We start from the raw sequence: 23,845 nt of genomic DNA, 5'->3' as shown, positions 1-23,845 counted from the left end.
CCGGGTCCCGAACGAAGCTCCCGCATCCCGACACCCGTTCGGGTGATATCCGCGGGCAGCGTCCCGCAGCCGCTCACAACGGCACGATGTCCGGCGCCCCCAGCCGCGCCGCGTCCGCCGTCAGGTCGTCCGGCTGCCGCTGCGACTCGCGCTCGGCCTCCACCCGCTTCTCGTAGTGCTGGACCTCGCGTTCGATCTGGTCCTCGTCCCAGCCGAGCACCGGCGCCATCAGCTCGGCGGCTTCGCGCGCACTGCGCGTGCCGCGGTCGAAGGTCTCGATCGAGATGCGCGTCCGCCGGGTCAGCACGTCGTCCAGATGCCGCGCCCCCTCGTGCGAGGCCGCGTAGACGATCTCGGCGCGGAGATAGTCGTCGGCCGCGGGCAGCGGCTCACCCAGCGACGGGTTCTCGGCGATGAGGTCGAGCAGTTCCTCGGCCATCGCCCCGTACCGGTTGAGCAGGTGCTCTACGCGCACCACATGGAGTCCGGTCCGGGCGGCGATCCGGGCCCGCGCGTTCCACAGCGCCCGGTAGCCCTCGGCGCCGAGCAGCGGCACGTCCTCGGTGACGCACTCGGCGACGCGCATGTCGAGGCCGTGCACCGCCGCGTCCACCGCGTCCTTGGCCATGACCCGGTACGTCGTGTACTTGCCGCCCGCCACGACGACGAGCCCGGGCACCGGATGGGCGACGGTGTGCTCGCGCGACAGCTTGCTGGTGGCGTCCGACTCCCCCGCGAGCAGGGGCCGCAGGCCCGCGTACACGCCCTGGACGTCGTCCCTGGTGAGCGGCACCGCGAGCACCGAGTTCACATGCTCCAGCAGGTAGTCGATGTCCGCGCTGGAGGCGGCCGGGTGGGCCTTGTCGAGGTCCCAGTCGGTGTCCGTGGTGCCGACGATCCAGTGCCGGCCCCAGGGGATGACGAACAGCACGGACTTCTCCGTGCGCAGGATGAGCCCGGTCGTGGAGTGGATCCGGTCGCGCGGCACGACCAGGTGGATGCCCTTGGACGCCCGCACGTGGAACTGGCCGCGCTCGCCGACCATGGCCTGCGTGTCGTCCGTCCACACGCCGGTGGCGTTGACGACCTGCTTGGCGCGGATCTCGTACTCGCCGCCGCCCTCGACATCCTGCACCTTCGCGCCGACGACCCGCTCGCCCTCGCGCAGGAAGCCCGTCACCCGCGCGCGGTTGGCGGCCTTCGCGCCGTACGCCACCGCCGTGCGCACCAGGGTCGCCACGTAGCGGGCGTCGTCCATCTGGGCGTCGTAGTACTGCAACGCCCCGACCAGGGCGTCCTTCTTCAAGCAGGGCGCCACCCGCAGGGCGTGATTACGCGTCAGGTGCCGGTGCATCGGAAGACCCCGGCCGTGCCCGCGGGCCATGGACATGGCGTCGTACATGGCGACGCCCGACCCCGCGTACAGCCGCTCCCAGCCCTTGTGCTGCAACGGGTACAGGAACGGCACCGGCTTCACCAGATGGGGGGCGAGCCGCTCCAGCAGCAGGCCGCGCTCCTTCAGGGCCTCCCTGACCAGCGCGAAGTCGAGCATCTCCAGATAGCGCAGGCCGCCGTGGATGAGCTTGCTGGACCGGCTGGAGGTGCCGGACGCCCAGTCCCGCGCCTCGACCAGACCCGTGGACAGGCCCCTGGTCACGGCGTCGAGCGCGGTGCCCGCACCGACCACGCCCGCGCCCACGACCAGCACGTCCAGCTCGCGCTCGGCCATCGCTGCGAGTGACTCGGCGCGCTGCGCCGGTCCGAGTGTCGCTGTCCTCACCGCTGCCTCCCGCTCATCGGTCGCGCCGACCGCACCCGTCGGGCGCAGCCCCGTCCGTATCCCCCTGCCCAAATTCTGACCGGGTTGCCCGACTTCAGCCACCACGGGCCCTCAGCCTGTGGACAACGGTCACGGAACACTCACCGAAACTCGGCCAGCCAATCCCGCATATCGGTCATATTTACTCCTAGTCTGACATTGCGCTCGCCCGTCCTGTCCACAGGGCTTGCGCACCTGTCCCACTTCGGCTATCGGGAAGGACGGCCACGCCATGCCCGCAGATCTCGCCGTCATCGGACTCGGCCCGTACGGCCTGCACCTGGCCCAGGCCGCCGTCGCCGCCGGCATCCCCACCCTGGGGTACCGGAACGGCCCCGAGGCCGGCTCGCTCAGCCCCGCGGAACTGCGCCGGATGCTCTCGGGGGGCTTCCGGCCGACCACCGCCCCGGCCGAGCTGGGCCGGGTGCGCACGGCGGTCATCTGCGCGCCGACGCCTCCGGGTGCGGACGGCGGGCTCGACCTGAGCCGGCTGGAGGCCGCGGCCCGCACCCTGGCCGCCCATCTGCGGCCGCACACCACCGTGATCCTTGAGTCCCCTGTGCACCCGGGGACGACGGAGGAATTCCTCCGTCCGCTGCTCGAAGAGGGGTCCGGCCTGCGCGCGGGCCGCGACTTCCACCTCGCGTACTCCCCCAGCCGCGTCGACCCCGGCAACCGCGACGTCACGCCCGCCACCACCCCGAAGGTCATCGGCGGCCTCACCCCGGCGTGCACCGAGTCGGCCGCCGCGTTCTACGGCCGGCTGACCGACAAGGTGGTACGCGCGCGTGGGCCCCGCGAGGCGGAGACCGTGCAACTGCTGGAGACCAACTACCGGCATGTGAACATCGCCCTGGTCAACGAGATGGCGGTCCTCTGCCACGACCTCGGCGTCGACCTGTGGGACGTCATCCGCTGCGCGGAGACCAAGCCGTTCGGCTTCCAGGCCTTCCGCCCCGGGCCGGGCGTGGGCGGCCACTCGGTCCCCCAGGACCTGATCAGCCAGGCCGGCCGCGGCCTGCGCATGGTGGAACTGGCCCAGCAGGTCAACAGCCGCATGCCGGGCTACGTCGTCCAGCGCGCCGCCACGCTCCTGAACGAGCACGGCAAGTCGGCCCGGGGCGCGCGCGTGCTGCTCCTCGGCGTCACGTACAAGCCCGACCTCGCCGACCTCCAGGGCACCCCGGCGCAGGAGATCGCCCTGCGCCTGATGGAACTGGGCGCCTCGGTCAGCTACCACGACCCCCACGTCCCCGCCTGGAGCATCCTCGACCGCCCGATCCCCCGCGCGGACTCCCTCTACGAGGCAGCGGCCGACGCGGACCTGACGATCCTCCTCCAGCAGCACCGCACGTACGACCTCCAGGGCCTGTCGGTGAAGGCCCAGCTCCTGCTGGACACGCGGGGGGCGGCGCCGACGGGGGCGGCGCACCGGCTGTGAAGGGGGGCGTGCGGGGTGTGTGAACCCCAAGATCCACATCTTCCGGCACTGCACCGTCCGAAGACAGAGTGCGAAAGGGCCCGCCCACTCCCCCGAGTGACCAGGCCCTTCTCCGCGTGGGGACGCCGGGCGGACTACCGGCGGTGCTGCGAGTCCGCCACCGTCACCTCGACCCGCTGGAACTCCTTCAGCTCGCTGTAGCCGGTCGTGGCCATGGCCCGCCGCAGGGCGCCGAAGAGGTTCATCGAGCCGTCGGGCGTGTGGGACGGGCCCGTGAGGATCTCCTCCAGCGTGCCGACCGTGCCGAGGGCGACCTTCTTGCCGCGGGGCAGCTCCTCGTTCACCGCCTCCATACCCCAGTGGTGGCCCTTGCCCGGACCGTCGGTCGCGCGGGCCAGCGGGGAGCCCATCATGACGGCGTCCGCGCCGCAGGCGATCGCCTTGGGCAGGTCGCCGGACCAGCCGACACCGCCGTCCGCGATCACGTGCACGTACCGGCCGCCCGACTCGTCCATGTAGTCACGACGGGCCGCGGCGACGTCGGCGACGGCCGTGGCCATCGGGACCTGGATGCCCAGCACGTTGCGCGTGGTGTGCGCGGCGCCGCCGCCGAAGCCGACCAGGACGCCCGCCGCGCCCGTGCGCATCAGGTGCAGGGCGGCGGTGTACGTGGCGCAGCCGCCGACGATCACCGGGACGTCCAGCTCGTAGATGAACTGCTTCAGGTTCAACGGCTCGTGCGAACCGGAGACGTGCTCGGCGGAGACCGTCGTGCCGCGGATGACGAAGATGTCCACGCCCGCGTCCACGACGGCCTTGGAGAACTGGGCCGTGCGCTGCGGGGAGAGCGCGGCGGCCGTGACGACGCCGGAGTCGCGCACCTCCTTGATGCGCTGCCCGATCAGCTCCTCCTTGATGGGAGCCGCGTAGATCTCCTGGAGGCGCCGGGTCGCGGTCTCCGCGTCCAGCTCGGTGATCTCGTCGAGCAGCGGCTGCGGGTCCTCGTACCGCGTCCACAGGCCCTCGAGGTTCAGCACGCCGAGGCCGCCGAGCTCGCCGATGCGGATCGCGGTGGCCGGGGAGACGACCGAGTCCATGGGGGCGGCCAGGAACGGCAGCTCGAAGCGGTAGGCGTCGATCTGCCAGGCGATCGAGACCTCCTTCGGGTCCCGCGTACGGCGGCTGGGGACGACGGCGATGTCGTCGAAGGCGTACGCCCGGCGGCCGCGCTTGCCGCGCCCGATCTCGATCTCAGTCACGTTGGTGGCCTTTCCCTTTTGCGTTTCAGCGTCTTCCAGTATCGCCGACGGGTACGACAAGGGCGGCCCCGGTGCGTCCGGGACCGCCCTTGTCCGAGCCTCACGCGCGCGTGCGGGTCACTTGGTGCTGTAGTTCGGCGCCTCGACCGTCATCTGGATGTCGTGCGGGTGGCTCTCCTTGAGGCCCGCCGAGGTGATGCGGACGAAGCGACCCTTGGACTCCATCTCCTCGATGGTGGCGGCGCCCACATAGCCCATGGTCTGGCGCAGGCCGCCGACGAGCTGGTGCAGCACGTTGGCCAGCGGGCCGCGGTAGGGCACCTGGCCCTCGACGCCCTCGGGCACGAGCTTGTCGTCGGAGGAGACCTCCGCCTGGAAGTAGCGGTCCTTCGAGTACGACCGGCCCTGGCCGCGGGACTGCATGGCGCCGAGCGAGCCCATGCCGCGGTACGACTTGAACTGCTTGCCGTTGATGAAGAGCAGCTCACCCGGCGACTCCTCGCAGCCCGCGAGCAGGCTGCCCAGCATCACGGTGTCGGCGCCGGCGGCGAGCGCCTTGCCGATGTCGCCGGAGTACTGCAGGCCGCCGTCGCCGATCAGCGGGATGCCCGCCGGACGGGCGGCGAGGGACGCCTCGTAGATGGCGGTGACCTGGGGGACGCCGATGCCGGCGACCACTCGGGTGGTGCAGATGGAGCCGGGGCCGACGCCCACCTTGATGCCGTCGACACCGGCGTCGATGAGCGCCTGCGCGCCGTCGCGCGTGGCGACGTTGCCGCCGATCACGTCGACGGAGACGCTGGACTTGATCTTCGACATCCAGCTGAGGGCGTTGCTGTTGTGGCCGTGGGAGGTGTCGACGACCAGGAAGTCCACACCGGCCTCGGCGAGGGCCTGGGCGCGCTCCAGCGCCTCGGGGCTGGCGCCGACCGCGGCACCGACGAGCAGCCGGCCCTCGGCGTCCTTGGCGGCGTTCGGGTACTTCTCCGCCTTGACGAAGTCCTTGACGGTGATGAGGCCCTTGAGCACGCCCGCGTCGTCGACCAGCGGCAGCTTCTCGATCTTGTGCTTGCGCAGCAGCTCCATGGCCTCGACGCCGGAGATGCCGACCTTGCCGGTGACCAGCGGCATCGGGGTCATGACCTCGCGCACCTGACGGGAGCGGTCCGTCTCGAAGGCCATGTCGCGGTTGGTGACGATGCCGAGCAGCTTGCCGGCCGGGTCGGTGACCGGGACGCCGCTGATGCGGAACTTGGCGCACAGGGCGTCGGCCTCGGCGAGCGTGGCCTCCGGGTGCACCGTGATGGGGTCGGTGACCATGCCGGACTCGGACCGCTTCACCAGGTCGACCTGGTTGACCTGGTCCTCCACGGAGAGGTTGCGGTGCAGGACGCCGACGCCGCCCAGCCGGGCCATCGCGATCGCCATGCGCGACTCGGTGACCTTGTCCATGGCGGCGGACAACAGGGGGATGTTCACCCGGACGTTGCGGGAGATGCGGGACGAGGTGTCGACCGCGTTCGGGAGCACCTCGGATGCGCCCGGCAGCAGCAGCACGTCGTCGTAGGTCAGCCCGAGTGTCGCGAATTTACCGGGCACTCCGTCGACGTTGGCAGTCATGACACCTTCCCCAAATGGCCTTGATCGGTGCGGATGTCCATGCTAACGGGAAGGACGACTGTCTCATTCCACGGTTCCGGCCCGCACCGGGCTTCGTATGTTCCTACGGAAGCGGCGTACCGCCTGTTCAACGAAGGGCCGTCCGAGGCCTACTGCTCGGCCAGCGCCCGCAGCCTGCTCAGTGCCCTGTGCTGCGCCACCCGGACGGCGCCGGGTGACATTCCCAACATCTGGCCCGTCTCCTCGGCCGTGAGTCCCACCGCGATCCGCAGCAGCAGCAGCTCCCGCTGGTTCTCGGGCAGGTTGGCCAGGAGCTTCTTGGCCCATTCCGCGTCGCTGCTGAGCAGGGCGCGCTCCTCCGGGCCCAGGGAGTCGTCCGGCCGCTCGGGCATCTCGTCGGACGGGACGGCCGTCGAGCCGGGGTGGCGCATCGCCGCGCGCTGGAGGTCGGCGACCTTGTGGGCGGCGATGGCGAAGACGAACGCCTCGAAGGGGCGCCCGGTGTCCCGGTAGCGGGGCAGCGCGAGGAGCACCGCCACGCAGACCTCCTGGGCGAGGTCCTCCACGAAGTGCCGGGCGTCGCCCGGGAGGCGGGACAGACGGGTGCGGCAGTAGCGCAGCGCCAGGGGGTGGACATGGGCGAGCAGATCATGCGTGGCCTGCTCGTCCCCGTCGACGGCGCGGTGGACGAGCGCGCCGATCGCCCCATGGGCATTGACCGCCTCGTCGTCGCGCATCGGTCCATGGTGCCTTGCGGCCGCCGGGTCCGCGGCACCGCGCCCGTTGTTGTGCACCGAAGCGTTATGAGCAGGTGCGCCGGAACTCATCCCCTGCGCCCTCCCCTTCCGCTCGACCGACTCGTCCCCGAGGAACTCCACACCCTCAAGGATGCGGCATCCGCGGCGAAACGAGCAGCGGGCACCCGGCGAACCCCCGGTCCGACCCCGCCCACCTGGCTTTCCGTGCCCCCATCGCGACCGCGACGACCTGCGCGGTCGCCCCTCGGGCCTGCCGTTCGGATCATCCCGGGGACGCGGGTCGTCGGCCGCGCCCTCCCGGGCTCTCGACCTCGCCCGGGCGGGGGCAGCACCCCACCGGCGGTGTCGCCGGCCGCCGGCTTCCGCACGCGCGCGTACGGCTCGCGCGGGGGCATCCGCGTGCCCCCGCTCTCCGGCCCGCGCCGGATGCCGCGCGCCGAAGCCGGCCCGATCCGAAGGACAGGCCCTAGCGCACCAGACCCCACCGGAAGCCGAGCGCCACGGCGTGGGCCCGGTCCGAGGCGCCGAGCTTCTTGAACAGGCGCCGGGCGTGCGTCTTGACGGTGTCCTCGGAGAGGAACAGCTCGCGGCCGATCTCCGCGTTCGAACGGCCGTGGCTCATGCCTTCGAGCACCTGGATCTCACGCGCCGTGAGCGTGGGCGCGGCGCCCATCTCGGCGGAGCGCAGCCGGCGCGGCGCGAGCCGCCAGGTCGGGTCGGCCAGGGCCTGGGTCACCGTCGCGCGCAGTTCTGCGCGGGAGGCGTCCTTGTGCAGATAGCCGCGGGCACCGGCGGCGACGGCGAGCGCCACACCGTCCAGGTCCTCGGCGACGGTGAGCATGATGATGCGCGCACCGGGGTCGGCGGACAGCAGCCGCCGGACCGTCTCGACGCCGCCCAGGCCGGGCATGCGTACGTCCATCAGAATCAGGTCCGAGCGGTCGGCCCCCCAGCGGCGGAGGACTTCCTCGCCGTTGGCCGCCGTCGTCACGCGCTCGACGCCGGGCACGGTCGCGACCGCGCGGCGGAGCGCCTCTCGGGCAAGCGGGGAGTCGTCGCAGACGAGGACGGAAGTCATGGCCGCCCTCCGCAGCTGATGCGCGTCACCTTGAGCCTCCAGGCTGGTACGAAATCGTCACCTGTGCGGTCGACCGTCTCGGACGCCCGCCCGAGCGCTTGTTCCTTCAACCGCCTCGCACTCTCAACGACGGTCACTCGAAAGAGTTACGGGGCCGGCTGCCATCTTCGGCACTCTACGTGAGGGCACGGACACGGTGCAGATATGCGCTCCAGACCCTCGAACTTTCATCACAACCTATGCCCCATTCAGACCCATTTCTTCCGCTTTGGCAGTGTCTGGAGCTAGATTCGCAATGAGTCATATTTTCATCTCCTTAGATCGTAGTTGTACGGTCATGGACACCGGATCCGCCAAGAACGGCTACAAGGGGTCACGTAATGGCAGATTTCTCCCGCCTTCCCGGACCGAACGCGGACCTGTGGGACTGGCAGTTGCTGGCTGCCTGTCGCGGGGTGGACAGCTCGCTCTTCTTCCATCCGGAGGGCGAGCGCGGTGCGGCCCGGAGTGCTCGCGAGAACTCGGCCAAAGAGGTCTGCATGAGGTGCCCGGTGCGTGCCGAGTGCGCCGCCCACGCGCTGGCGGTGCGCGAGCCGTACGGCGTGTGGGGCGGACTGACCGAGGACGAGCGCGAAGAGCTGATGGGGCGGGCGCGCAACCGGCTGGTGTCGGCGTCGACATCCGGCGGGCACGCCGCCTCGAACAACTGAAGGAACGTTTCTGCGAGACAGGCACGCGCACGCGTGCCGTTGGTTTTTGACGCGCGTGGTCCGCGCCAGGGCCCTAGCGGCGGGCGGCGCGCGCCAGCTGGTCGAGGGTCGCCGACACCGCCGGGACCTGCGCGAGGTCGGGCAGGGTGAGCGCGACGATCTCCCGCCGCACCGCCGGCTCCAGCGTCACGGTGCGTACTCCCCGGGGCCGCACCGACTCGACGGCCAGCTGGGGCAGCACGGCCACGCCGAGTCCGGCCCCGACCAGGCCGACGACCGCCGGGTAGTCGTCGGTGGCGAAGTCGATGCGCGGGGTGAATCCGGCCGCCGCGCACACCTCGACCAACTGCCCCCGGCAGCGCGGGCAGCCCGCGATCCACGACTCCTCGGCCAGTTCCCCGATGGCGACGGACTCCGCGCCCGCCAGCCGGTGCCGTTCCGGCACGAGCGCGACGAGCCGGTCGGTCAGCAGGGGCCGTACGACGAGGTCGTCCCACTCCGCGGCGCCCGCCGCCCCCTCGTAGCGGAAGGCGAGTGCCACGTCGCAGTCGCCCTCGCGCAGCAGGCCGACCGACGCGGGAGGCTCGGCCTCCTCCAGGGAGACGCGGGTGCCCGGGTGCGCCGCGCGCAGGGCGGCGAGGGCCGTGGGGACGAGCGTGGAGCTGCCGCTGGGGAAGGAGACGAGCCGGACCCGGCCCGCGCGCAGCCCGGCGATGGCGGCGACCTCCTCCTCCGCGGCGGTGAGCCCGGCGAGGATCCCGGCGGCGTGCCGCACCAGGGCCTCGCCGGCCTGGGTCAGGCGCATCTCGCGTCCGGTGCGGATCAGCAGCGGGGTGCCGACGGACGTCTCCAGGGCCTTCATCTGCTGGCTGACGGCGGGCTGCGTGCAGCCCAGCTCGCGGCCCGCGGCGGAGAAGGAACCGGTGGCCGCGACGGCGCGCAGGACGCGGAGGTGACGAGCTTCGATCACCCTTCGAGGATACGTCGGTGATAAGTGACCCTTTGTCGATGTCCCGAATAATGCGTCGACGCTTTGAGGACCGGTCCCTTACCGTGCGGGCATGAAGCTTCTGTCGGTGAATCTGGGCCGTGCCGAGCCTGTGCCGTACACGGACAACCCCGAGGGTGTGACCGGGATCGACAAGCGGCCGGTGGCAGGGCCCGTGCGGGTTTCGGCGCCCGGGCCCAAGGGCATCGGCGGCAGCGGACTGGCCGGGGACGCGGTGTGCAAGCTGGAGCACCACGGCGGCGACGACCAGGCGGTGTACGCGATGGCCCGCGAGGACCTGGACGAGTGGGAACGCGAGCTGGGCCGGACCCTGGCCGACGGCGCGTTCGGCGAGAACCTCACGACGGCGGGCCTGGACGTGTCCGGCGCGCGGATCGGCGAGCGCTGGCGCATCGGGCCCGAGGTGGTGCTGGAGGTCACCTCCGGGCGGATCCCGTGCCGCACGTTCCAGGGCCATCTGGGCGAGAGGGGCTGGGTGAAGCGGTTCACGCGGCGGGGTGCGCCGGGGGCGTATCTGCGGGTGATCGAGCCCGGGGAGATCCGCGCGGGCGACCCGGTCGAGATCGTGCACCGGCCGGACCACGACGTGACGGTGGCCCTGCAGTTCCGGGCGGTGACGACGGAGCGGACGCTGCTGCCGCGGCTGCTGGCGGCCGGCGAGGCGCTGCACCCGGAGCTGCTGAGGACGGCACGGGAGTACGAGGAGAAGTACGGGGCCTGACGACGGCTCACCACGCCGGTCTCCACCGACCCTTCACCACGGACGGCCCCGCGGGGAAGCGGACGTGGACAGTCCAGGTCACTAACCTTCTGCCATGACAACGGCTCTGATTACGGGATCGACGGCAGGCATCGGAGCCGCGTTCGCGCGGCGACTGGCGGCCGACGGGCACAACCTGGTGCTGGTCGCCCGCGACACCCAGCGGCTGAGGGAACAGGCGACCGAGCTGCACGACCGGCACGGCATCGAGGCGGAGGTGCTGACGGCCGACCTCGCCGAGGACAAGGGCATCGAGGCGGTGGCCGACCGCCTGGGCGACCGCAGGAACCCCGTCGACCTGCTGGTCAACAACGCCGGCTTCGGCAACAGGGGCCGTTATCTCGAGGTGCCCATGGCCGACGAGCTGCGGATGCTGAAGGTGCACTGCGAGGCGGTGCTCCGGCTGACCTCGGCGGCGACGGAGGCCATGCGGGAGCGGGGCCGCGGCGGTGTCGTCAATGTCGCCTCGGTGGCCGCGTTCGTGCCGCGCGGCACCTACGGCGCTTCCAAGGCGTGGGTCGTGCAGTTCACGCAGGGCGCGGCCCGCGACCTGGCCGGCAGCGGCGTACGGCTGATGGCGCTCTGCCCCGGCTTCGTCCGCACGGAGTTCCACGAGCGGGCCGGCATGGGCACGGACAACATCCCGGGCTGGATGTGGCTCGACGCGGACAAGCTGGTCGCGGCGGCGCTGCACGATCTGGCCCGCGGCAAGACGCTGTCCATCCCGGACCCGAGGTACAAGGCGCTGATGGGGGCGGCGAAGCTGGTGCCGCGGGGGGTGCTGGGGGCGGTCTCCTCTAAGACGGGGCGGAAGTACGGGCCGCAGTAGGCCGGTCGTGGTGCGTCGACCGGCCGAGCAGGTCGACGATCAGCGGTACGGCCTCGGGCTCCAGGCGGACGATGGCCGGGAGCACCTCCTGGAGGGTCTCGTGCCGCAGGGCCCGGGCGACCAGCGCCCGACCGCGGGCGGGCTCGACGACGGGGGCGAGCGCCACCCATGCGCGGACGAGAGCGGAGGACGGTGCGTCCCCGTGCCGAGCATCGGTCGTGCCGAGAGCACGGGCCAGTTCCTCGGCACGGGCAAGCTGACCGGCTTCCACCACGACCCTCACCAGAACCGCCTGGTGCCACTCGCGGCCCGGGCCACCAAACAGCTCCCGTGCGCGCTCGTACTGCCCGGCCTCCACCAGCGCACGGACGACTGCCGTGTGGAAGCCGGGCACATCGTCGTCGAGCCGGGCCAGCAGGCGCTCCCCCTCGTCGGCCCTGCCGAGCGCGAAGCAGGCGCGCAGGAGATCGGGGATCGCCCAGGGCTCCCGCGCGTCATGGGAGACAGCTTCCGTCAAGGCGTCCTCGGCCGCCCGCCGGTCGCCCGCGGCGGCGAGCGACACGGCGATCCGGGCCCAGCAGCGCACGCGGAGGCTGCCTGCCGTCACCTCGCGGGCGAGTGATGCGGCTCGTGCCGTCGCACCGGCGTCGGCCAGCGCGATGGCGATCTCGCCGCGCGCGTGATCGCGCATGCGGTCGGTCAGGCCGGCCGCGAAGGCGAGGGCCCGGTCGAACTCCCCCGCCGCGCACAGCCGCTTGATCAGGGGTGTGAGCGCGAAGGCACCGCCGGGACGGTTGCCCAGTCCACGGACCAGTTCCTCGGCGGCGTCGAATCGACCGGCGTACGCCAGCGCCCGGGCGATCTGTGCCGCCCACATCTGCTCATGGAGGCTGATCCCATCGGGGTCTCCCGGAGCGGGCACGCCCACCTGGTCCAGCACGGTCCGTGCGGCCCCGTCGAATCCCGCCTCGGCGAGCATGATCGCGGTATCGGCCGGGTGGAGGCTCCCGCCCCGCCCGCAACGCCGGATCCCGGCCTCCGCCCGAGCGACCGTCTCGGCCACCTCGTCGGCCGCACGGCTCGACGCCACGGCGCCGCGTACGAGCGCTTCGTGGCCCTCTCTCGAGCCGAGCGACCTCGCCATGGCGAAGGCCCGGTCCAGCTCACCCGCTCGGGCCCGCCCTTCGATCACGCTGCAGAGCGCGACCTCGCCGGGCTCCGTGGCCGTGTCCTCCCCGGCCAGCCGCTCCGCGCGGTCCGTCTCCCCCGCCCGGATCAGCGCGTCGACGACGGCGCGCACGGCCGTGTCCCGGGCCTCCTCGTCGGTGAGGTCGCGGGCCAGCCTCTCGGCCTCCTCGTGGGCCCCCGCCTCCGCCAGCCCCTCCACGATCGCCGGCACCGCGCCCGAGCGCGCGGGCGGGTGCTCGATCCGCTCGGCCAGTGCCCCCGCGCGAGCGCCGTCACCCGTTGCGGCCAGGGCCCGTACGACCCCTCGCAACGCCCATCCGCGCTCGGCGGCGGTGTCGTGCAGCAGGGCGGCGGTCTCCGCCCGGTCGTACGCGCCGGCGTCCGCGAGCGCCTCGACGACCTCGGTGAGCAGATCAGGCGAGGTCACCGCGGCCTCCACCGCCGTGAGGAGAGCCTCCGCCTCGCGTTCCCGTCCGGTCCGTCGCAGCACTCCGGCGATCCGCGCCAGCACCAGGGGCCGTACGGCGTGGTCCTCGGATCGGGCGAGTGCCTCCGCCCGGTCGAGGTGACCCGTCTCCGTCAGAGCCGCTGCCGCGGCCGCGAGTCCGAGGCCGCGTACATGCTCGTCCTCCTGCCGGCGGCACAGGTCCTCGGCCCGGTCGAAGGCCCCCGCGGCGACCAGGGAGCGGACGAGGTCGAGCAGCAGGTCCTCGCGGATGTCGATGCCGGCGATCGAGGTGAGGAGGTGCTCGGCACGATCGAAGAGTCCGGCCTTCGCCCAGCCGCGGCTCACCTCCGCGAGGACGAGGTCCCGCTCCTCGTCGAAGTCGTCGACGTCGAACCGGTACCGCTCGGCCGCCTGCTCCGCCTCCTCCAGCAGCCGCAGGGCCTCGGCACGGTCACCGGCGTCCAGCACCACCGCCGCGACGTCGGCCAGCGCCATGGCCCTCCAGTCGAGGCCCGGGATGCTGCGCGCGAGCGCCTCCGCGCGCCGCACCCGGCCGAGGGTGGCCCAGGCCCAGGGGAAGGTGCGGGTGACGGAGTCGTTGCGGCGCTCCAGTTCCTCCCGTCTCAGCGAGAGCCGGACCAGGTCCGTCAGGTGGGGTACGCCCGCCTCGGCCGCCATCTCCTCGGCGTTGCGGATCTCGGCGAGGGCCGCCGCGTCGCCGCCGGTGACGTCGAGCATCCGGTCGTGGCGTACCGCGTCCACGGCGCAGTCGACCGCCCGCCGCAGGTCCCGTGCCTCGCGCAGGAGCCCGAAGTAGCCCGACAGCAGGTAGTGCGGCGTTCCGTCCGGCCATCCCCGGTCCCGCCAGGTGTCCGCCCAGGCGTGCAACCGCGCCCGGTGGCGGTCGAGTTCGGCGGTGCCGAGCATGTCCAGCGCCCGGCGCTGCAGCTCCTCGTGAGCGAGGAGGTAGACGTTCAGCCGGACGTCGAACGTCCGCCCCGCCCGGGTGCGCAGCACGTCCCGCACCCGGTACGGGACCGCCCCGGTCAGCGCGGACAGGTCCTCGGCCGTCAGGCCGCCGTTCGCCGCTGTCACCAGTGCCAGCAGGTCGTACTCCAGGCCGCCGGCCTCGATCAGGCGCTTCAGCTCGCGTTCCGCCTCGGCGCGGATCGTCCGGGCGTACGGGGAGGGGGCGAGCGTGCGGAGGATCGCGGGGTCGCGCAGGGGGTGGTCGTCGGGTACGTCGACCGGCAGGACCGGGTTCCGCCGGCCCGCCACCAGGACGCGCAGGCCGGATTCCGGGAGGGCGGGCAGCAGGCCGGCGATGCTGTGGGCTTCGGGGCCGGTGGTGACACCGCGGTCCTCGTCCAGGCTGTCGAGCAGCAGGACCAGGCGCTCGCCGCGTTCGGCGCGGGCGCGGGCGGCGGCCCTGTACAGGTGCAGCAGGTGGGCTTCGCGGGTCGCCTTGGTCAGCAGGGCCGGCAGATCTTCGCCGGCCAGTTCGGCGAGCTGTTCCAGTACGACGTCGACGTACGCCGCGACGTCGTTCTGGGCGCCCAGGCGGGCGGTGACGAAGAAGGGCACGATCCTGACGCCCGGGGGCGGGTTCAGCGCGAACCACGACAGCAGCGCCGTCTTGCCCGCCCACGCCTCCGCGCGCCACCAGGCGTACGCCGGGCCGGAGTCGGCGGTGCAGAAGGCCGTCAGCTCGGCGAGTTCCCGCTCGCGGCCGAGCAGTTCGGCGGGGGCGATCCTGCGGACCTGCTCCCAGTACGCCGAGCGCACCTGCCGGGTGAAGAAGAGGCGGTTGTGGTCGCCGGTGACGGCCAGCCAGACGTCCCGCCCCGCGGCCACCGACCGTTCCCACCGCTTCCCCCACAGCATGCGGTCATGATGCCAAAGGCCAGGAGGCGACGAGCGGTCCTCGTTGGGACAATGGTGCTGTTCAGCCGGACCCAGGGGGGCCGGAGGCGAGGCCATGACCTTCGTACAGCTCATCGAATGCAGGACCAGTCGGCTCGACGAGATGAACCGGCTGATGGACCGGTGGGTCGAGCAGACCAAGGGGAAGCGGACCGCGACGCACAGTGTGGTGGCGAAGGACCGGGCCGACGCCTCGCACATCGTGGAGATCGTGGAGTTCCCGTCGTACGAGGACGCGATGCGGAACTCCGGGCTTCCGGAGACCGACCGGATCTTCCAGGAGATGGTGGCGCTCTGCGACGAGGAGCCCACCTTCACGGACCTGGACGTGGTGCGGGACGAGCAGCTCAACGCGGCCACGGCGCGCCGGTTCTTCGAGCTGGCGCCCGGCCAGGGTGACGCGCCGCCCCTCAACGACGTGTTCGTCGAGGGCTACCACGACCACGACCCCGCCAATGCGCAGGACGTCATCGGGCTGGACGCGGTGCGGCGCGAGGTGGAGGTCTGGCGGGGCGGGTTCGACTTCTCGTTCACGGTGGAGGACCAGCTGGCGCAGGGTGACCGGGTGTGCACCCGGTGGACCTGGCGGGGGCACCACAAGGGCGAGTTCCTCGGGATCCCGCCGACCGGGAAGGACGTCACCATGACCGGGACGACGATCCACCGCTGCACCCCCGACGGGAAGATCGCCGAGGGCTGGTGGCAGTACGACCGGCTGGGGCTGATGCAGCAGCTCGGCGCGCTGGACCCGCTGGAACTGTGACCCTGCCCGGGCACGAGGGAAGCCCCCGTTCCGCGCTCGGCGGTACGGGGGCTTCCGTCAGAGGTGGGTGCCTCAGTGGGCGTGGCCGTGGCCGTGGCCACCGGCGGCGGCCGGCTCCTCCTCTTCCTTCTTCTCGACGACCAGGGTCTCGGTCGTGAGGAGGAGGGAGGCGATGGAGGCGGCGTTCTCCAGGGCGGAGCGGGTGACCTTGACCGGGTCGATGACGCCGGCCTTGATCAGGTCGCCGTACTCGCCGGTGGCGGCGTTGTAGCCGTTGCCCTTGTCGAGCTCGGCGACCTTGGAGACGATGACGTAGCCCTCCAGGCCGGCGTTCTCGGCGATCCAGCGCAGCGGCTCGACGGCGGCCTTGCGGACCACGGAGACACCGGTGGCCTCGTCGCCGGTCTTGTCGAGGTTGCCCTCGAGGACCTTGACGGCGTGGACCAGGGCGGAGCCACCACCGGAGACGATGCCCTCCTCGACCGCGGCGCGGGTCGCGGAGATGGCGTCCTCCAGACGGTGCTTGCGCTCCTTGAGCTCGACCTCGGTGGCGGCACCCACGCGGATGACGCACACGCCGCCGGCCAGCTTCGCGAGGCGCTCCTGGAGCTTCTCGCGGTCCCAGTCGGAGTCCGTGGTCTCGATCTCGGCCTTGATCTGGGCGACGCGGCCCTGCACGTCGTCCTTCTTGCCGGCGCCGTCGACGATCGTGGTGTCGTCCTTGGTGACGGTGACGCGGCGGGCGGAGCCGAGGACGTCCAGGCCGACCTGGTCGAGCTTGAGGCCGACCTCCTCGGAGACGACCGTGGCGCCCGTGAGGACGGCCATGTCCTGCAGCATCGCCTTGCGGCGGTCGCCGAAGCCGGGGGCCTTCACCGCGACGGCGTTGAAGGTGCCGCGGATCTTGTTCACGACCAGGGTCGACAGAGCCTCGCCCTCGACGTCCTCGGCGATGATCAGCAGCGGCTTGGAGGAGTTGGACTGGATGACCTTCTCCAGCAGCGGCAGGAGGTCCGCGATGGCGGAGATCTTGCCCTGCGTGATGAGGATGTAGGGGTCGTCCAGGACGGCTTCCATGCGCTCCTGGTCCGTCACGAAGTACGGCGACAGGTAGCCCTTGTCGAAGGCCATGCCCTCGGTGAAGTCCAGCTCCAGGCCGAAGGTGTTGGACTCCTCGACGGTGATGACGCCGTCCTTGCCGACCTTGTCCATCGCCTCGGCGATGAGCTCGCCGACCTGCTGGTCCTGGGCGGACAGCGCGGCGACGGCGGCGATGTCGGACTTCTCGTCGATCGGGCGGGCCGAGGCGAGCAGGTCCTCGGAGACCGCGGCGACGGCGGCGTCGATGCCCTTCTTCAGGGCGGCCGGGGAAGCGCCGGCGGCGACGTTCTTCAGGCCCTCGCGCACGAGCGCCTGGGCGAGCACGGTCGCGGTGGTCGTACCGTCACCCGCGATGTCGTTGGTCTTGGTCGCCACCTCCTTGACCAGCTGGGCACCGAGGTTCTCGTACGGGTCCTCGACCTCGACCTCGCGGGCGATGGTCACACCGTCGTTGGTGATGGTGGGGGCGCCGAACTTCTTGTCGATGACGACGTTGCGGCCCTTGGGGCCGATCGTCACCTTGACCGTGTCGGCAAGCTTGTTGACGCCGCGCTCGAGGGCGCGACGGGCGTCCTCGTCGAACTTCAGGATCTTCGCCATGGGAGCGTGAGCCCTCTTCCGGAATCTGGGTTAAAGGCACTGCGCCCCGGGCGCCCGGCTTCTTATGTGTCGCGGGGGGCCAGGGGCGCAGCTCAAAGCAATGTGCTTCGGGTGAATTACTTCTCGACGATCGCGAGGACGTCGCGGGCCGAGAGGACGAGGTACTCCTCGTTGTTGTACTTCACCTCGGTGCCGCCGTACTTGCTGTAGAGCACGACGTCACCGACCTTGACGTCGAGCTCGACGCGCTTGCCGTCCTCGATGCGGCCCGGGCCCACGGCCAGGACGACGCCCTCCTGGGGCTTCTCCTTGGCGGTGTCCGGAATGACCAGGCCCGAGGCCGTGGTCTGCTCGGCGTCCAGCGGCTGGACCACGATGCGGTCCTCGAGCGGCTTGATGGCAACCTTGCTGGCGGTCGTCACGATCCGACCTCCCCCTTCGGAGATCTCACGGGGTTAACTGTCTGAGGTGGCGACCAGGTGGATCCGTCGTCGCGGGTGCCGGACCTGCCCGTCGCTGTGTTGGCACTCTCCTTCGTCGAGTGCCAGAGCCGAGACTATGACCGTGATTAGCACTCGGTCAAGCGGACTGCTAATTGCGAGCGGCGCGTCGGCCAGGCGGCCTCGTCGAGTGGCTCCTACAGGTAGTCCTCCAGCCGCCCCACCCGCAGCCCCTTCCCCTCGATCTGCCGCAGCAGTCGCACCGTCCGTTCCGTCAGGGTCGCGGACGCGTCGCCCGAGGGGACGGAGACGATGTCGCCGGGGCGCAGACCGGGCCCGCCGCGCCGGTAGGTCAGAGCGCCGTCGGCGCCCAGGGAGGCTCGCCAGAGCACGACCGCCGTGATGCCGCAGTCGGCCGCGGCGCGCAGGGTCGTCGTGTCGTAGGTGCCGTAGGGCGGGCGGAAGAGGCGGGGGCGGATGCCGAAGCGGGAGCGGAGCTTGTGCTGCTGGCCGCAGATCTCGGCGCGCTGGCCGGCGTAGGGCAGGCCGCGCAGGGCGGGGTGGTCCAGGGTGTGGTTCTGGATGGACGCGCCGACCGCGCGCAGCCGGGCGAAGTGGCCGTAGCCGGGCCCCACGACGCTGTCGGTGAGGAACATGCTGACCGGGAGCCGCCGTTCGCGGACGAGGCCGACGAAGCGGGGGTCGCGTTCGGCGCCGTCGTCGTAGGTGAGGAAGACGACCGGGTCGCGGGTGGGGACGTGGTCGACGACGGGCGGGAGGGGGCGGCTCGCCGCGGGGACCGGGTCCTGGGCCCGGCCGTCGGCCGTGTCCGGGCGCCCGTCCGCCGCGCCGGCGCAGCCGGCCAGCAGGACGACGCCCGCGCACAGCGCGGCGGCGGCCGGTCGCCGCCTCACAGGTAGTCCTCCAGCCGCCCCACCGCGTACCCCTCGGCCGTGACCTTGTTCAGGAAGCGGCGGACCATGTCCGGCATCGTGCCCTTCCACTGGCCGGGGCCCCGGAAGTGGGTGAGGACGATGTCGCCGGGCCGCAGCTCCCGGTCCGCCTCGCGGTACTCCCAGCGGTCGGCGAAGACCTCCTCGTTCCAGAGCGGGACGTACGCGATGCCGCAGGCCTTGGCGGCGCGCAGGGTCGCCCGGTTGTAGCTGCCGTAGGGCGGGCGGAAGAGGCGCGGGCGCTTGCCGAACCGCTTCTCCATGTAGCGCTGCATGCCGCAGATCTCGCGCTTCTGCGCCCGGTAGGACAGGCCCGGCAGATAGGGGTGGTGGAGGGTGTGGTTGTTCAGCACCACGCCCCTGGCCTGCATCTTCCGGAAGTAGCGGGGGTTGTCCTTCACGAGGTAGCCGCTGAGGAACGCGCTGTAGGGGACGTCCAGGTCGCTCATCATCCGCAGGAACGCCCGGTCCTTCTCGGCGCCGTCGTCGATGGTGAGGAAGACGACCTTGTCCCGGGTGGGGATCCTGGTGAAGACGGGCGGGAGGTCCGACTCCCGGTGGCCCGGCACCTCGAAGCCCTCGCGGGTCCTGATCTTTGGCTTGGCCTCGGGGGCCGGCGGGGCGGCCGGCGGGATGTCCTTCAGCCCCCAGCGGTGCGCGGCGGCGACCCGGGCGGCGTGCGCGGCGCCCAGCTTGGAGGCGTACGAGTCGAGCGCGCGGGCCGGGGGCGCGTCGAGGGGCTGCTGCCCGCCGGCCGGGGTGACCTGGTCGCTGCCGCCCTGCGCGCAGCCCGGGGCGAGGGCGGCGAGGGCGAGCAGGGCGAGGCCGACCCGCACACGGCCAGATGCCCGGCTTTTGTCATTTCGTACGACTGCTCGCATGGTGCCGGATCCTCGCAGCCGGGCCCCGCGAACCCGCCCCGACACCGCGGCCGGCGGCCCACCATCCACCGACTGGCCCACACGCCTCCCCCGTGCCGCCGTGGCCGACAATGAACCGGTGAACGACCTCGCCCTCCTCCTCACCCCAGCAGGCCGCGCCCTCCTCGACGAGGTGCGCGACACCGACCCGGCGCGGGAGCTGGCCGTCGCGACCCGGCTGCGCCGGGAACACCCCGCCGAGCTGGTGTCGGCGGCGCTCGGCCAGGCCCGGCTGCGGCAGCGGGCGGCGGCGAAGTTCGGGGCCGAGGACGCGGGGCGGATGTTCTTCACGCCGAACGGGGTGGAGCAGTCGACCCGGGCGAGCGTGGCCGCCTACCGGGCCCGGCGGATGGCGGAGCTGGGCGTGACCTCGGTCGCCGACCTGTGCAGCGGCATCGGCGGGGACGCGATCGCGCTGGCCCGCGCCGGGATCCGGGTACTGGCCGTGGACCGGGACCCGCTCACGGCCGCGGCGGCCCGGGCGAACGCCGACGCGCTGGGGCTCGCGGACCTGATCGAGGTCCGGGAGGCGGACGTCACGGAGGTGGACACGGCCGGCTACGACGCCGTCTTCGTCGACCCGGCCCGGCGCGGCGGCCGCGGCCGCATCTTCGACCCGGAGGCCTACTCGCCCCCGCTGTCCTGGGCGGTGTCCGCCGCCCGCCGGGCCTCCCGCGCCGCCGCCCTGAAGATCGCCCCCGGCATCCCGCACGAGGCGGTCCCCGAGGAGGCCGAGGCCGAGTGGATCTCCGACGGCGGGGACGTGAAGGAGGCGGTGCTGTGGTTCGGCACCGAGCCGGGCGCCGTACGCGCCACCCTGCTGCCCGGCCCCCGCACCCTGCTCTCCCGCGCCCTGCCCGACCCCGGCGTCCGCCCGCCCGGCCGCTACCTCTACGAGCCCGACGGCGCCGTCATCCGCGCCCACCTGGTCTCCGAGGTCGCCGACCAGGTCGACGGCGGCCTGCTCGACGCGACCATCGCGTACGTCACGGCCGACGCGCTGCGCCCGACGCCGTACGCCACGGCCTACGAGATCACCGACCACCTCCCCTTCAACGTCAAGAAGCTGAAGGCCCTGCTGCGGGAGCGGGAGGTCGGCACCCTGACGGTGAAGAAGCGGGGCTCGGCGGTCGAGCCGGAGGAACTGCGCAAGAAGGTGAAGCCGCAGGGCCCGAACGCGGCGACGGTGTTCCTGACCCGGGTGGCGGGCGCACCGGCGATGCTCGTCGGGCACCCGGCCTGACGTTGTCGGGCACCCGGCCTGACGATCAGGGCTGTTCCGCGGCCCGCCGCAGCAACAGCCCCCGCTCCCGCTCGTTCCTCGTGAGCGACGCCGCCCGTCGGAACTCCGCGCGGGCCTCCGTCGTGCGGCCGAGGCGGGCGAGGAGGTCGCCGCGCACGCTGGGGAGCAGGTGGTAGTCGCGCAGGGCGGGTTCGGCGGTGAGGGCGTCGACGATCGTCAGGGCCGGGCCCGGGCCTTCGGACATGGAGACGGCGACCGCGCGGTTCAGTTCCACGACCGGGGACGGGGAGCGGGCGGCCAGGAGGCCGTAGAGGGTGGCGATGCGGGACCAGTCGGTCTCCTCGTACGTGTACGCGTGCGCGTGGCAGGCGGCGATGGCGGCCTGGAGGAGGTACGGGCCCGGGGCGCCGGAGGCGGTGGCCTCGGCCCGGCCCAGTGCGGCGATGCCGCGGGCGATGAGCATGCGGTTCCAGCGGGAGCGGTTCTGGTCCTTGAGGAGGACCGGTTCGCCGGAGGGGCCCGTGCGGGCGGCCGTGCGGGACGCCTGGAACTCCAGGAGCGCGGTGAGGCCGTGCACCTCGGGCTCCTTGGGCATCAGGGCCGAGAGCACCCGGGCCAGCCGCAGGGCGTCCTCGCACAGGCCCGGGCGGAGCCAGTCGTCGCCGGCCGTGGCGGCGTAACCCTCGTTGAAGACGAGGTAGATGACGTCGAGGACCGAGCCGAGGCGGGCCTCGCGGTCGGGGCCGTAGGGCACCTCGAAGGCGGTGTTCTTCGTGGCCAGGGTGCGTTTCGCGCGGACGATGCGCTGCGCGACGGTCGGCTCGGGGACCAGGAAGGCGCGGGCGATCTCGGCCGTGCTCAGGCCGCCGAGGAGACGCAGGGTGAGGGCGGTACGGGCCTCGGTGGACAGCACCGGGTGGCAGGCGGTGAAGACCAGGCGGAGCAGGTCGTCGTCGATGTCGTCCGGGTCGGCGGGCTCCTGCGGCGGGGCCGCGTCCGGCAGGGCCCGGCCGATCTCCGCCAGCTTGCGGGCGTAGTTCTCGCGGCGGCGGACCAGGTCGACGGCCCGGTTCCGGGCGGTGGCCATGAGCCAGGCACCCGGGTTGTCGGGCACCCCGTCCCGGGGCCACTGCTCCAGGGCGGCGACGAGGGCGTCCTGCGCGAGTTCCTCGGCGATGCCGACGTCCCGGACGACCCGGGTGACACCGGCGATGATCCGGGGCGACTCCATGCGGAAGACGGTCTCGATGGCACGGGCGGTCTCGGTGGCTTGAGAGGTCACGGTGGCCTGGGCCGTCTCGACGGCCTGAGGGGTCTCGACAACCTGCGGGGGCTCGACGGCCCGGGCGGGCCGGGGGGCGCCGGGTCCGGGGGTGGGCTGCGGTGTCACAGCCCACCATCAGACACCCGTGGCGCCGCCCCGCCAAGCAGGACCGGTCAGCCCTCGGCGATCTGCCGGACCTCCGCGGTGATCGTCCAGTAGTCCTCGTGCAGGGACAGGAACCGCTTGGTCCACTCGATCGCCTCGGCCTTGTCCTTGCACTGGCTGATCGAGTAACCGCCGATGACCTCCTTGGTCTCGGTGAACGGCCCGTCGGTGACGGACAGCTGACCGCCCTCCCAGGTCACCCGCGTGCCGTCGGAGGTCGGCGTGAGCCCGGCCGTGTCGAGCATGACCCCGGCCTTGGTGATCTCCTCCAGCAACTTGCCCATGCGCTCCTGGAGCTCGGGGCTCGGGCCCTCGGCGGGGGCGTTCTTCTCGTCGACGCGGATCAGGGTGAGAAAGCGCGGCATGGTGACTCCTCGGGGCTCTCCGGAGCGGGCTTCTCCCCGCTCTCACCCCTGCGTCGATCGGGAGACCCCCGGATCGACACGCTCGCCGGATTTTTCTCGGAAACTTTTCCCGGCGAGCGTCCGCGCAGGTCAGCGCAGTGACTCCCACAGCCTCCGGGCCTCCGGCTGTTCCGCCACCACCCGGTTGGGGTCCGACGGCGCCCGCACCACCGGCATGGTCACCGTCCGCACGCTGCTCGCGGACAGTCCCCGCAGGCTCTGGCCGAGCCGGGTCAGCTCGCTCAGGGAGTCCAGGCCCGTGTCGGTGGTGAGGCCGGCGGTCGCCGCGTCCGCGACCCGGTACAGCTTCGCCGGGTCGGTGAGCAGGTCCTGGGAGGCGATCTGCTCCAGCAGGGCCTTCACCAGCTTCTGCTGGAGCCCTATGCGGCCGAGGTCGCTGCCGTCGCCTATGCCGTGCCGGGTGCGGGCCAGGGCGAGGGCCTGGGTGCCGTCCAGGTGGTGGGTGCCCGCCTTCAGGCGCAGATGGCTGTCCTCGTCGTCGATGTCCTCGTCGGTGGTGACGGTGACGCCGCCGAGGGCGTCGACCAGCTTGGCGAAACCGGAGAAGTCGATCTCCAGGTAGTGGTCCATGCGGACGTTCGTCAGCGACTCGACCGTCTTCACCGCGCAGACCGGTCCGCCCACCGCGTACGCGCTGTTGAACATGGAGTCGTGGGCGACCGCCGTCGACCCGCCGGACGGGCGCGGGCAGGACGGGCGGGTGACCAGGGTGTCGCGCGGGATGCTCACCACCGTCGCGCTGGTCCGCCCGGCGTCGAGGTGGACGACCATCGCCGTGTCGGAGCGGGCACCGGCGCTGTCGCCGCCGCCGAGCCGCTGGTTCTCCTTGCCGCTGCGCGAGTCCGAGCCCAGGACCAGGATGTTGAGGGCTCCACTGGGCAGCGCCGCGGCCGAGGGCGACGGCACGCTCAGCGGCCTCGGCGGGCGGTTGTCGCCCAGCGCGTTGTCGATGTCGACGCCGGTGATGTTGCTGTTCAGGTGCCAGTAGGCCCAGCCCGCCGCCCCGATGCCCAGCACCAGGGCAGCCGCCAGGGCGAGGCCGGCGATCCGCAGCGCTCTCGACCGCCGGCCCGCCTCCCTGCCCCCGTCCCCGTTCCCGTCGCGTCCCGTCACGGGCAGGAACATAAGT

At 72.3% G+C, this 23,845-nt stretch carries 20 protein-coding genes; 6 read left to right on the top strand and 14 right to left on the bottom strand.

What is annotated here, in order from left to right:
• Positions 1 to 73: 73 nt before the first annotated feature.
• Positions 74 to 1,780, bottom strand: coding sequence for a glycerol-3-phosphate dehydrogenase/oxidase (locus C1703_RS24195; protein ID WP_114254826.1), 1,707 nt, complete (start codon positions 1,778 to 1,780; stop codon positions 74 to 76).
• Between the two features lie 271 nt (positions 1,781 to 2,051).
• On the opposite strand from C1703_RS24195, the gene C1703_RS24190 reads away from it, so the two are divergent.
• Positions 2,052 to 3,260, top strand: a complete 1,209-nt coding sequence (locus C1703_RS24190) for a nucleotide sugar dehydrogenase (protein ID WP_114254825.1) — start codon at positions 2,052 to 2,054, stop codon at positions 3,258 to 3,260.
• A 134-nt stretch (positions 3,261 to 3,394) separates the two neighbouring features.
• Here the strand turns inward: C1703_RS24190 and C1703_RS24185 are convergent, their stop codons facing one another.
• From C1703_RS24185 to C1703_RS24170, 4 genes are all read right to left on the bottom strand, one after another.
• Entirely contained in the window at positions 3,395 to 4,519 is a 1,125-nt protein-coding gene (locus tag C1703_RS24185; protein WP_114254824.1) for a GuaB3 family IMP dehydrogenase-related protein, read from the bottom strand.
• A gap of 117 nt (positions 4,520 to 4,636) precedes the next feature.
• Positions 4,637 to 6,139 carry an IMP dehydrogenase gene (gene guaB / locus C1703_RS24180; protein WP_114254823.1) on the bottom strand — a complete coding sequence of 501 codons (1,503 nt, stop codon included), beginning with the start codon at positions 6,137 to 6,139 and terminating at the stop codon, positions 4,637 to 4,639.
• A 149-nt stretch (positions 6,140 to 6,288) separates the two neighbouring features.
• Positions 6,289 to 6,876, bottom strand: coding sequence for a sigma-70 family RNA polymerase sigma factor (locus C1703_RS24175; protein ID WP_086561543.1), 588 nt, complete (start codon positions 6,874 to 6,876; stop codon positions 6,289 to 6,291).
• Between the two features lie 487 nt (positions 6,877 to 7,363).
• Positions 7,364 to 7,975 (bottom strand): response regulator transcription factor, encoded by a 612-nt coding sequence (locus C1703_RS24170; protein ID WP_003948568.1) that lies wholly within the window; start codon positions 7,973 to 7,975, stop codon positions 7,364 to 7,366.
• Between the two features lie 380 nt (positions 7,976 to 8,355).
• Here C1703_RS24170 and C1703_RS24165 point away from each other — a divergent pair, with 380 nt between their 5' ends.
• Positions 8,356 to 8,685 carry a WhiB family transcriptional regulator gene (locus C1703_RS24165; RefSeq protein ID WP_031119978.1) on the top strand — a complete coding sequence of 110 codons (330 nt, stop codon included), beginning with the start codon at positions 8,356 to 8,358 and terminating at the stop codon, positions 8,683 to 8,685.
• A 73-nt stretch (positions 8,686 to 8,758) separates the two neighbouring features.
• Here C1703_RS24165 and C1703_RS24160 read toward each other — a convergent pair whose 3' ends face one another.
• A complete protein-coding gene (locus C1703_RS24160; protein WP_114254822.1) occupies positions 8,759 to 9,655 on the bottom strand; it encodes a LysR family transcriptional regulator in 897 nt (298 codons plus the stop codon).
• A 91-nt stretch (positions 9,656 to 9,746) separates the two neighbouring features.
• On the opposite strand from C1703_RS24160, the gene C1703_RS24155 reads away from it, so the two are divergent.
• Positions 9,747 to 10,415, top strand: coding sequence for an MOSC domain-containing protein (locus C1703_RS24155; protein ID WP_114254821.1), 669 nt, complete (start codon positions 9,747 to 9,749; stop codon positions 10,413 to 10,415).
• Positions 10,416 to 10,509: 94 nt separating this feature from the next.
• Positions 10,510 to 11,283, top strand: a complete 774-nt coding sequence (locus C1703_RS24150; protein ID WP_114254820.1) for an SDR family oxidoreductase — start codon at positions 10,510 to 10,512, stop codon at positions 11,281 to 11,283.
• Here C1703_RS24150 and C1703_RS40175 read toward each other — a convergent pair.
• Positions 11,252 to 14,803, bottom strand: coding sequence for a tetratricopeptide repeat protein (locus C1703_RS40175; protein WP_114254819.1), 3,552 nt, complete (start codon positions 14,801 to 14,803; stop codon positions 11,252 to 11,254). The two genes, C1703_RS24150 and C1703_RS40175, sit on opposite strands and share 32 nt — an antisense overlap.
• 94 nt (positions 14,804 to 14,897) lie before the next feature.
• Here C1703_RS40175 and C1703_RS24140 point away from each other — a divergent pair, with 94 nt between their 5' ends.
• The gene (locus C1703_RS24140) at positions 14,898 to 15,605 is read left to right on the top strand and encodes an ester cyclase (RefSeq protein WP_114254818.1); all 708 of its coding nucleotides are present in this window, start codon (positions 14,898 to 14,900) and stop codon (positions 15,603 to 15,605) included.
• A 72-nt stretch (positions 15,606 to 15,677) separates the two neighbouring features.
• On the opposite strand, the gene groL is transcribed toward C1703_RS24140, so the two are convergent.
• The 4 genes from groL to C1703_RS24120 form a co-directional block, all read right to left on the bottom strand.
• Complete coding sequence (gene groL, locus C1703_RS24135; RefSeq protein WP_114254817.1) at positions 15,678 to 17,306, bottom strand: chaperonin GroEL; 1,629 nt, start codon at positions 17,304 to 17,306, stop codon at positions 15,678 to 15,680.
• 116 nt (positions 17,307 to 17,422) lie between these two features.
• Entirely contained in the window at positions 17,423 to 17,731 is a 309-nt protein-coding gene (gene groES, locus C1703_RS24130; protein WP_031119986.1) for a co-chaperone GroES, read from the bottom strand.
• Between the two features lie 212 nt (positions 17,732 to 17,943).
• The gene (locus tag C1703_RS24125) at positions 17,944 to 18,660 is read right to left on the bottom strand and encodes a polysaccharide deacetylase family protein (RefSeq protein WP_114254816.1); all 717 of its coding nucleotides are present in this window, start codon (positions 18,658 to 18,660) and stop codon (positions 17,944 to 17,946) included.
• A complete protein-coding gene (locus C1703_RS24120; protein ID WP_232840572.1) occupies positions 18,657 to 19,535 on the bottom strand; it encodes a polysaccharide deacetylase family protein in 879 nt (292 codons plus the stop codon). Before C1703_RS24120 ends, C1703_RS24125 begins: the two co-directional genes overlap by 4 nt.
• A gap of 163 nt (positions 19,536 to 19,698) precedes the next feature.
• Between C1703_RS24120 and C1703_RS24115 the strand changes: the two genes are divergently transcribed.
• The gene (locus tag C1703_RS24115) at positions 19,699 to 20,862 is read left to right on the top strand and encodes a class I SAM-dependent methyltransferase (RefSeq protein ID WP_114254815.1); all 1,164 of its coding nucleotides are present in this window, start codon (positions 19,699 to 19,701) and stop codon (positions 20,860 to 20,862) included.
• Between the two features lie 25 nt (positions 20,863 to 20,887).
• Here the strand turns inward: C1703_RS24115 and C1703_RS24110 are convergent, their stop codons facing one another.
• The 3 genes from C1703_RS24110 to C1703_RS24100 form a co-directional block, all read right to left on the bottom strand.
• Positions 20,888 to 22,144: an RNA polymerase sigma factor gene (locus C1703_RS24110; protein WP_114257559.1), complete on the bottom strand. Its 1,257-nt coding sequence runs from the start codon at positions 22,142 to 22,144 to the stop codon at positions 20,888 to 20,890.
• Between the two features lie 155 nt (positions 22,145 to 22,299).
• A complete protein-coding gene (locus tag C1703_RS24105; RefSeq protein WP_114254814.1) occupies positions 22,300 to 22,656 on the bottom strand; it encodes a YciI family protein in 357 nt (118 codons plus the stop codon).
• Between the two features lie 129 nt (positions 22,657 to 22,785).
• On the bottom strand, positions 22,786 to 23,841 hold the full coding sequence (locus C1703_RS24100; RefSeq protein ID WP_114254813.1) for an LCP family protein: 1,056 nt from the start codon (positions 23,839 to 23,841) through the stop codon (positions 22,786 to 22,788).
• Positions 23,842 to 23,845 lie beyond the last annotated feature (4 nt).

This window comes from Streptomyces sp. Go-475 (assembly GCF_003330845.1).
Taxonomy (GTDB): domain Bacteria; phylum Actinomycetota; class Actinomycetes; order Streptomycetales; family Streptomycetaceae; genus Streptomyces.
Note: the sequence above shows the minus strand (reverse complement) of the source record. Positions and strands in the feature narration are given on the sequence as shown.

Coding starts and splice junctions, on each gene's coding strand:
- C1703_RS24155 (WP_114254821.1), top strand. CDS start 9,747: ATGAAGCTTCTGTCGGTGAATCTGGGCCGTGCCGAGCCTGTGCCGTAC.
- guaB (WP_114254823.1), bottom strand. CDS start 6,139: ATGACTGCCAACGTCGACGGAGTGCCCGGTAAATTCGCGACACTCGGG.
- C1703_RS24150 (WP_114254820.1), top strand. CDS start 10,510: ATGACAACGGCTCTGATTACGGGATCGACGGCAGGCATCGGAGCCGCG.
- C1703_RS24100 (WP_114254813.1), bottom strand. CDS start 23,841: ATGTTCCTGCCCGTGACGGGACGCGACGGGAACGGGGACGGGGGCAGG.
- C1703_RS24175 (WP_086561543.1), bottom strand. CDS start 6,876: ATGCGCGACGACGAGGCGGTCAATGCCCATGGGGCGATCGGCGCGCTC.
- C1703_RS24170 (WP_003948568.1), bottom strand. CDS start 7,975: ATGACTTCCGTCCTCGTCTGCGACGACTCCCCGCTTGCCCGAGAGGCG.
- C1703_RS40175 (WP_114254819.1), bottom strand. CDS start 14,803: ATGCTGTGGGGGAAGCGGTGGGAACGGTCGGTGGCCGCGGGGCGGGAC.
- C1703_RS24190 (WP_114254825.1), top strand. CDS start 2,052: ATGCCCGCAGATCTCGCCGTCATCGGACTCGGCCCGTACGGCCTGCAC.
- C1703_RS24165 (WP_031119978.1), top strand. CDS start 8,356: ATGGCAGATTTCTCCCGCCTTCCCGGACCGAACGCGGACCTGTGGGAC.
- groL (WP_114254817.1), bottom strand. CDS start 17,306: ATGGCGAAGATCCTGAAGTTCGACGAGGACGCCCGTCGCGCCCTCGAG.
- C1703_RS24140 (WP_114254818.1), top strand. CDS start 14,898: ATGACCTTCGTACAGCTCATCGAATGCAGGACCAGTCGGCTCGACGAG.
- C1703_RS24105 (WP_114254814.1), bottom strand. CDS start 22,656: ATGCCGCGCTTTCTCACCCTGATCCGCGTCGACGAGAAGAACGCCCCC.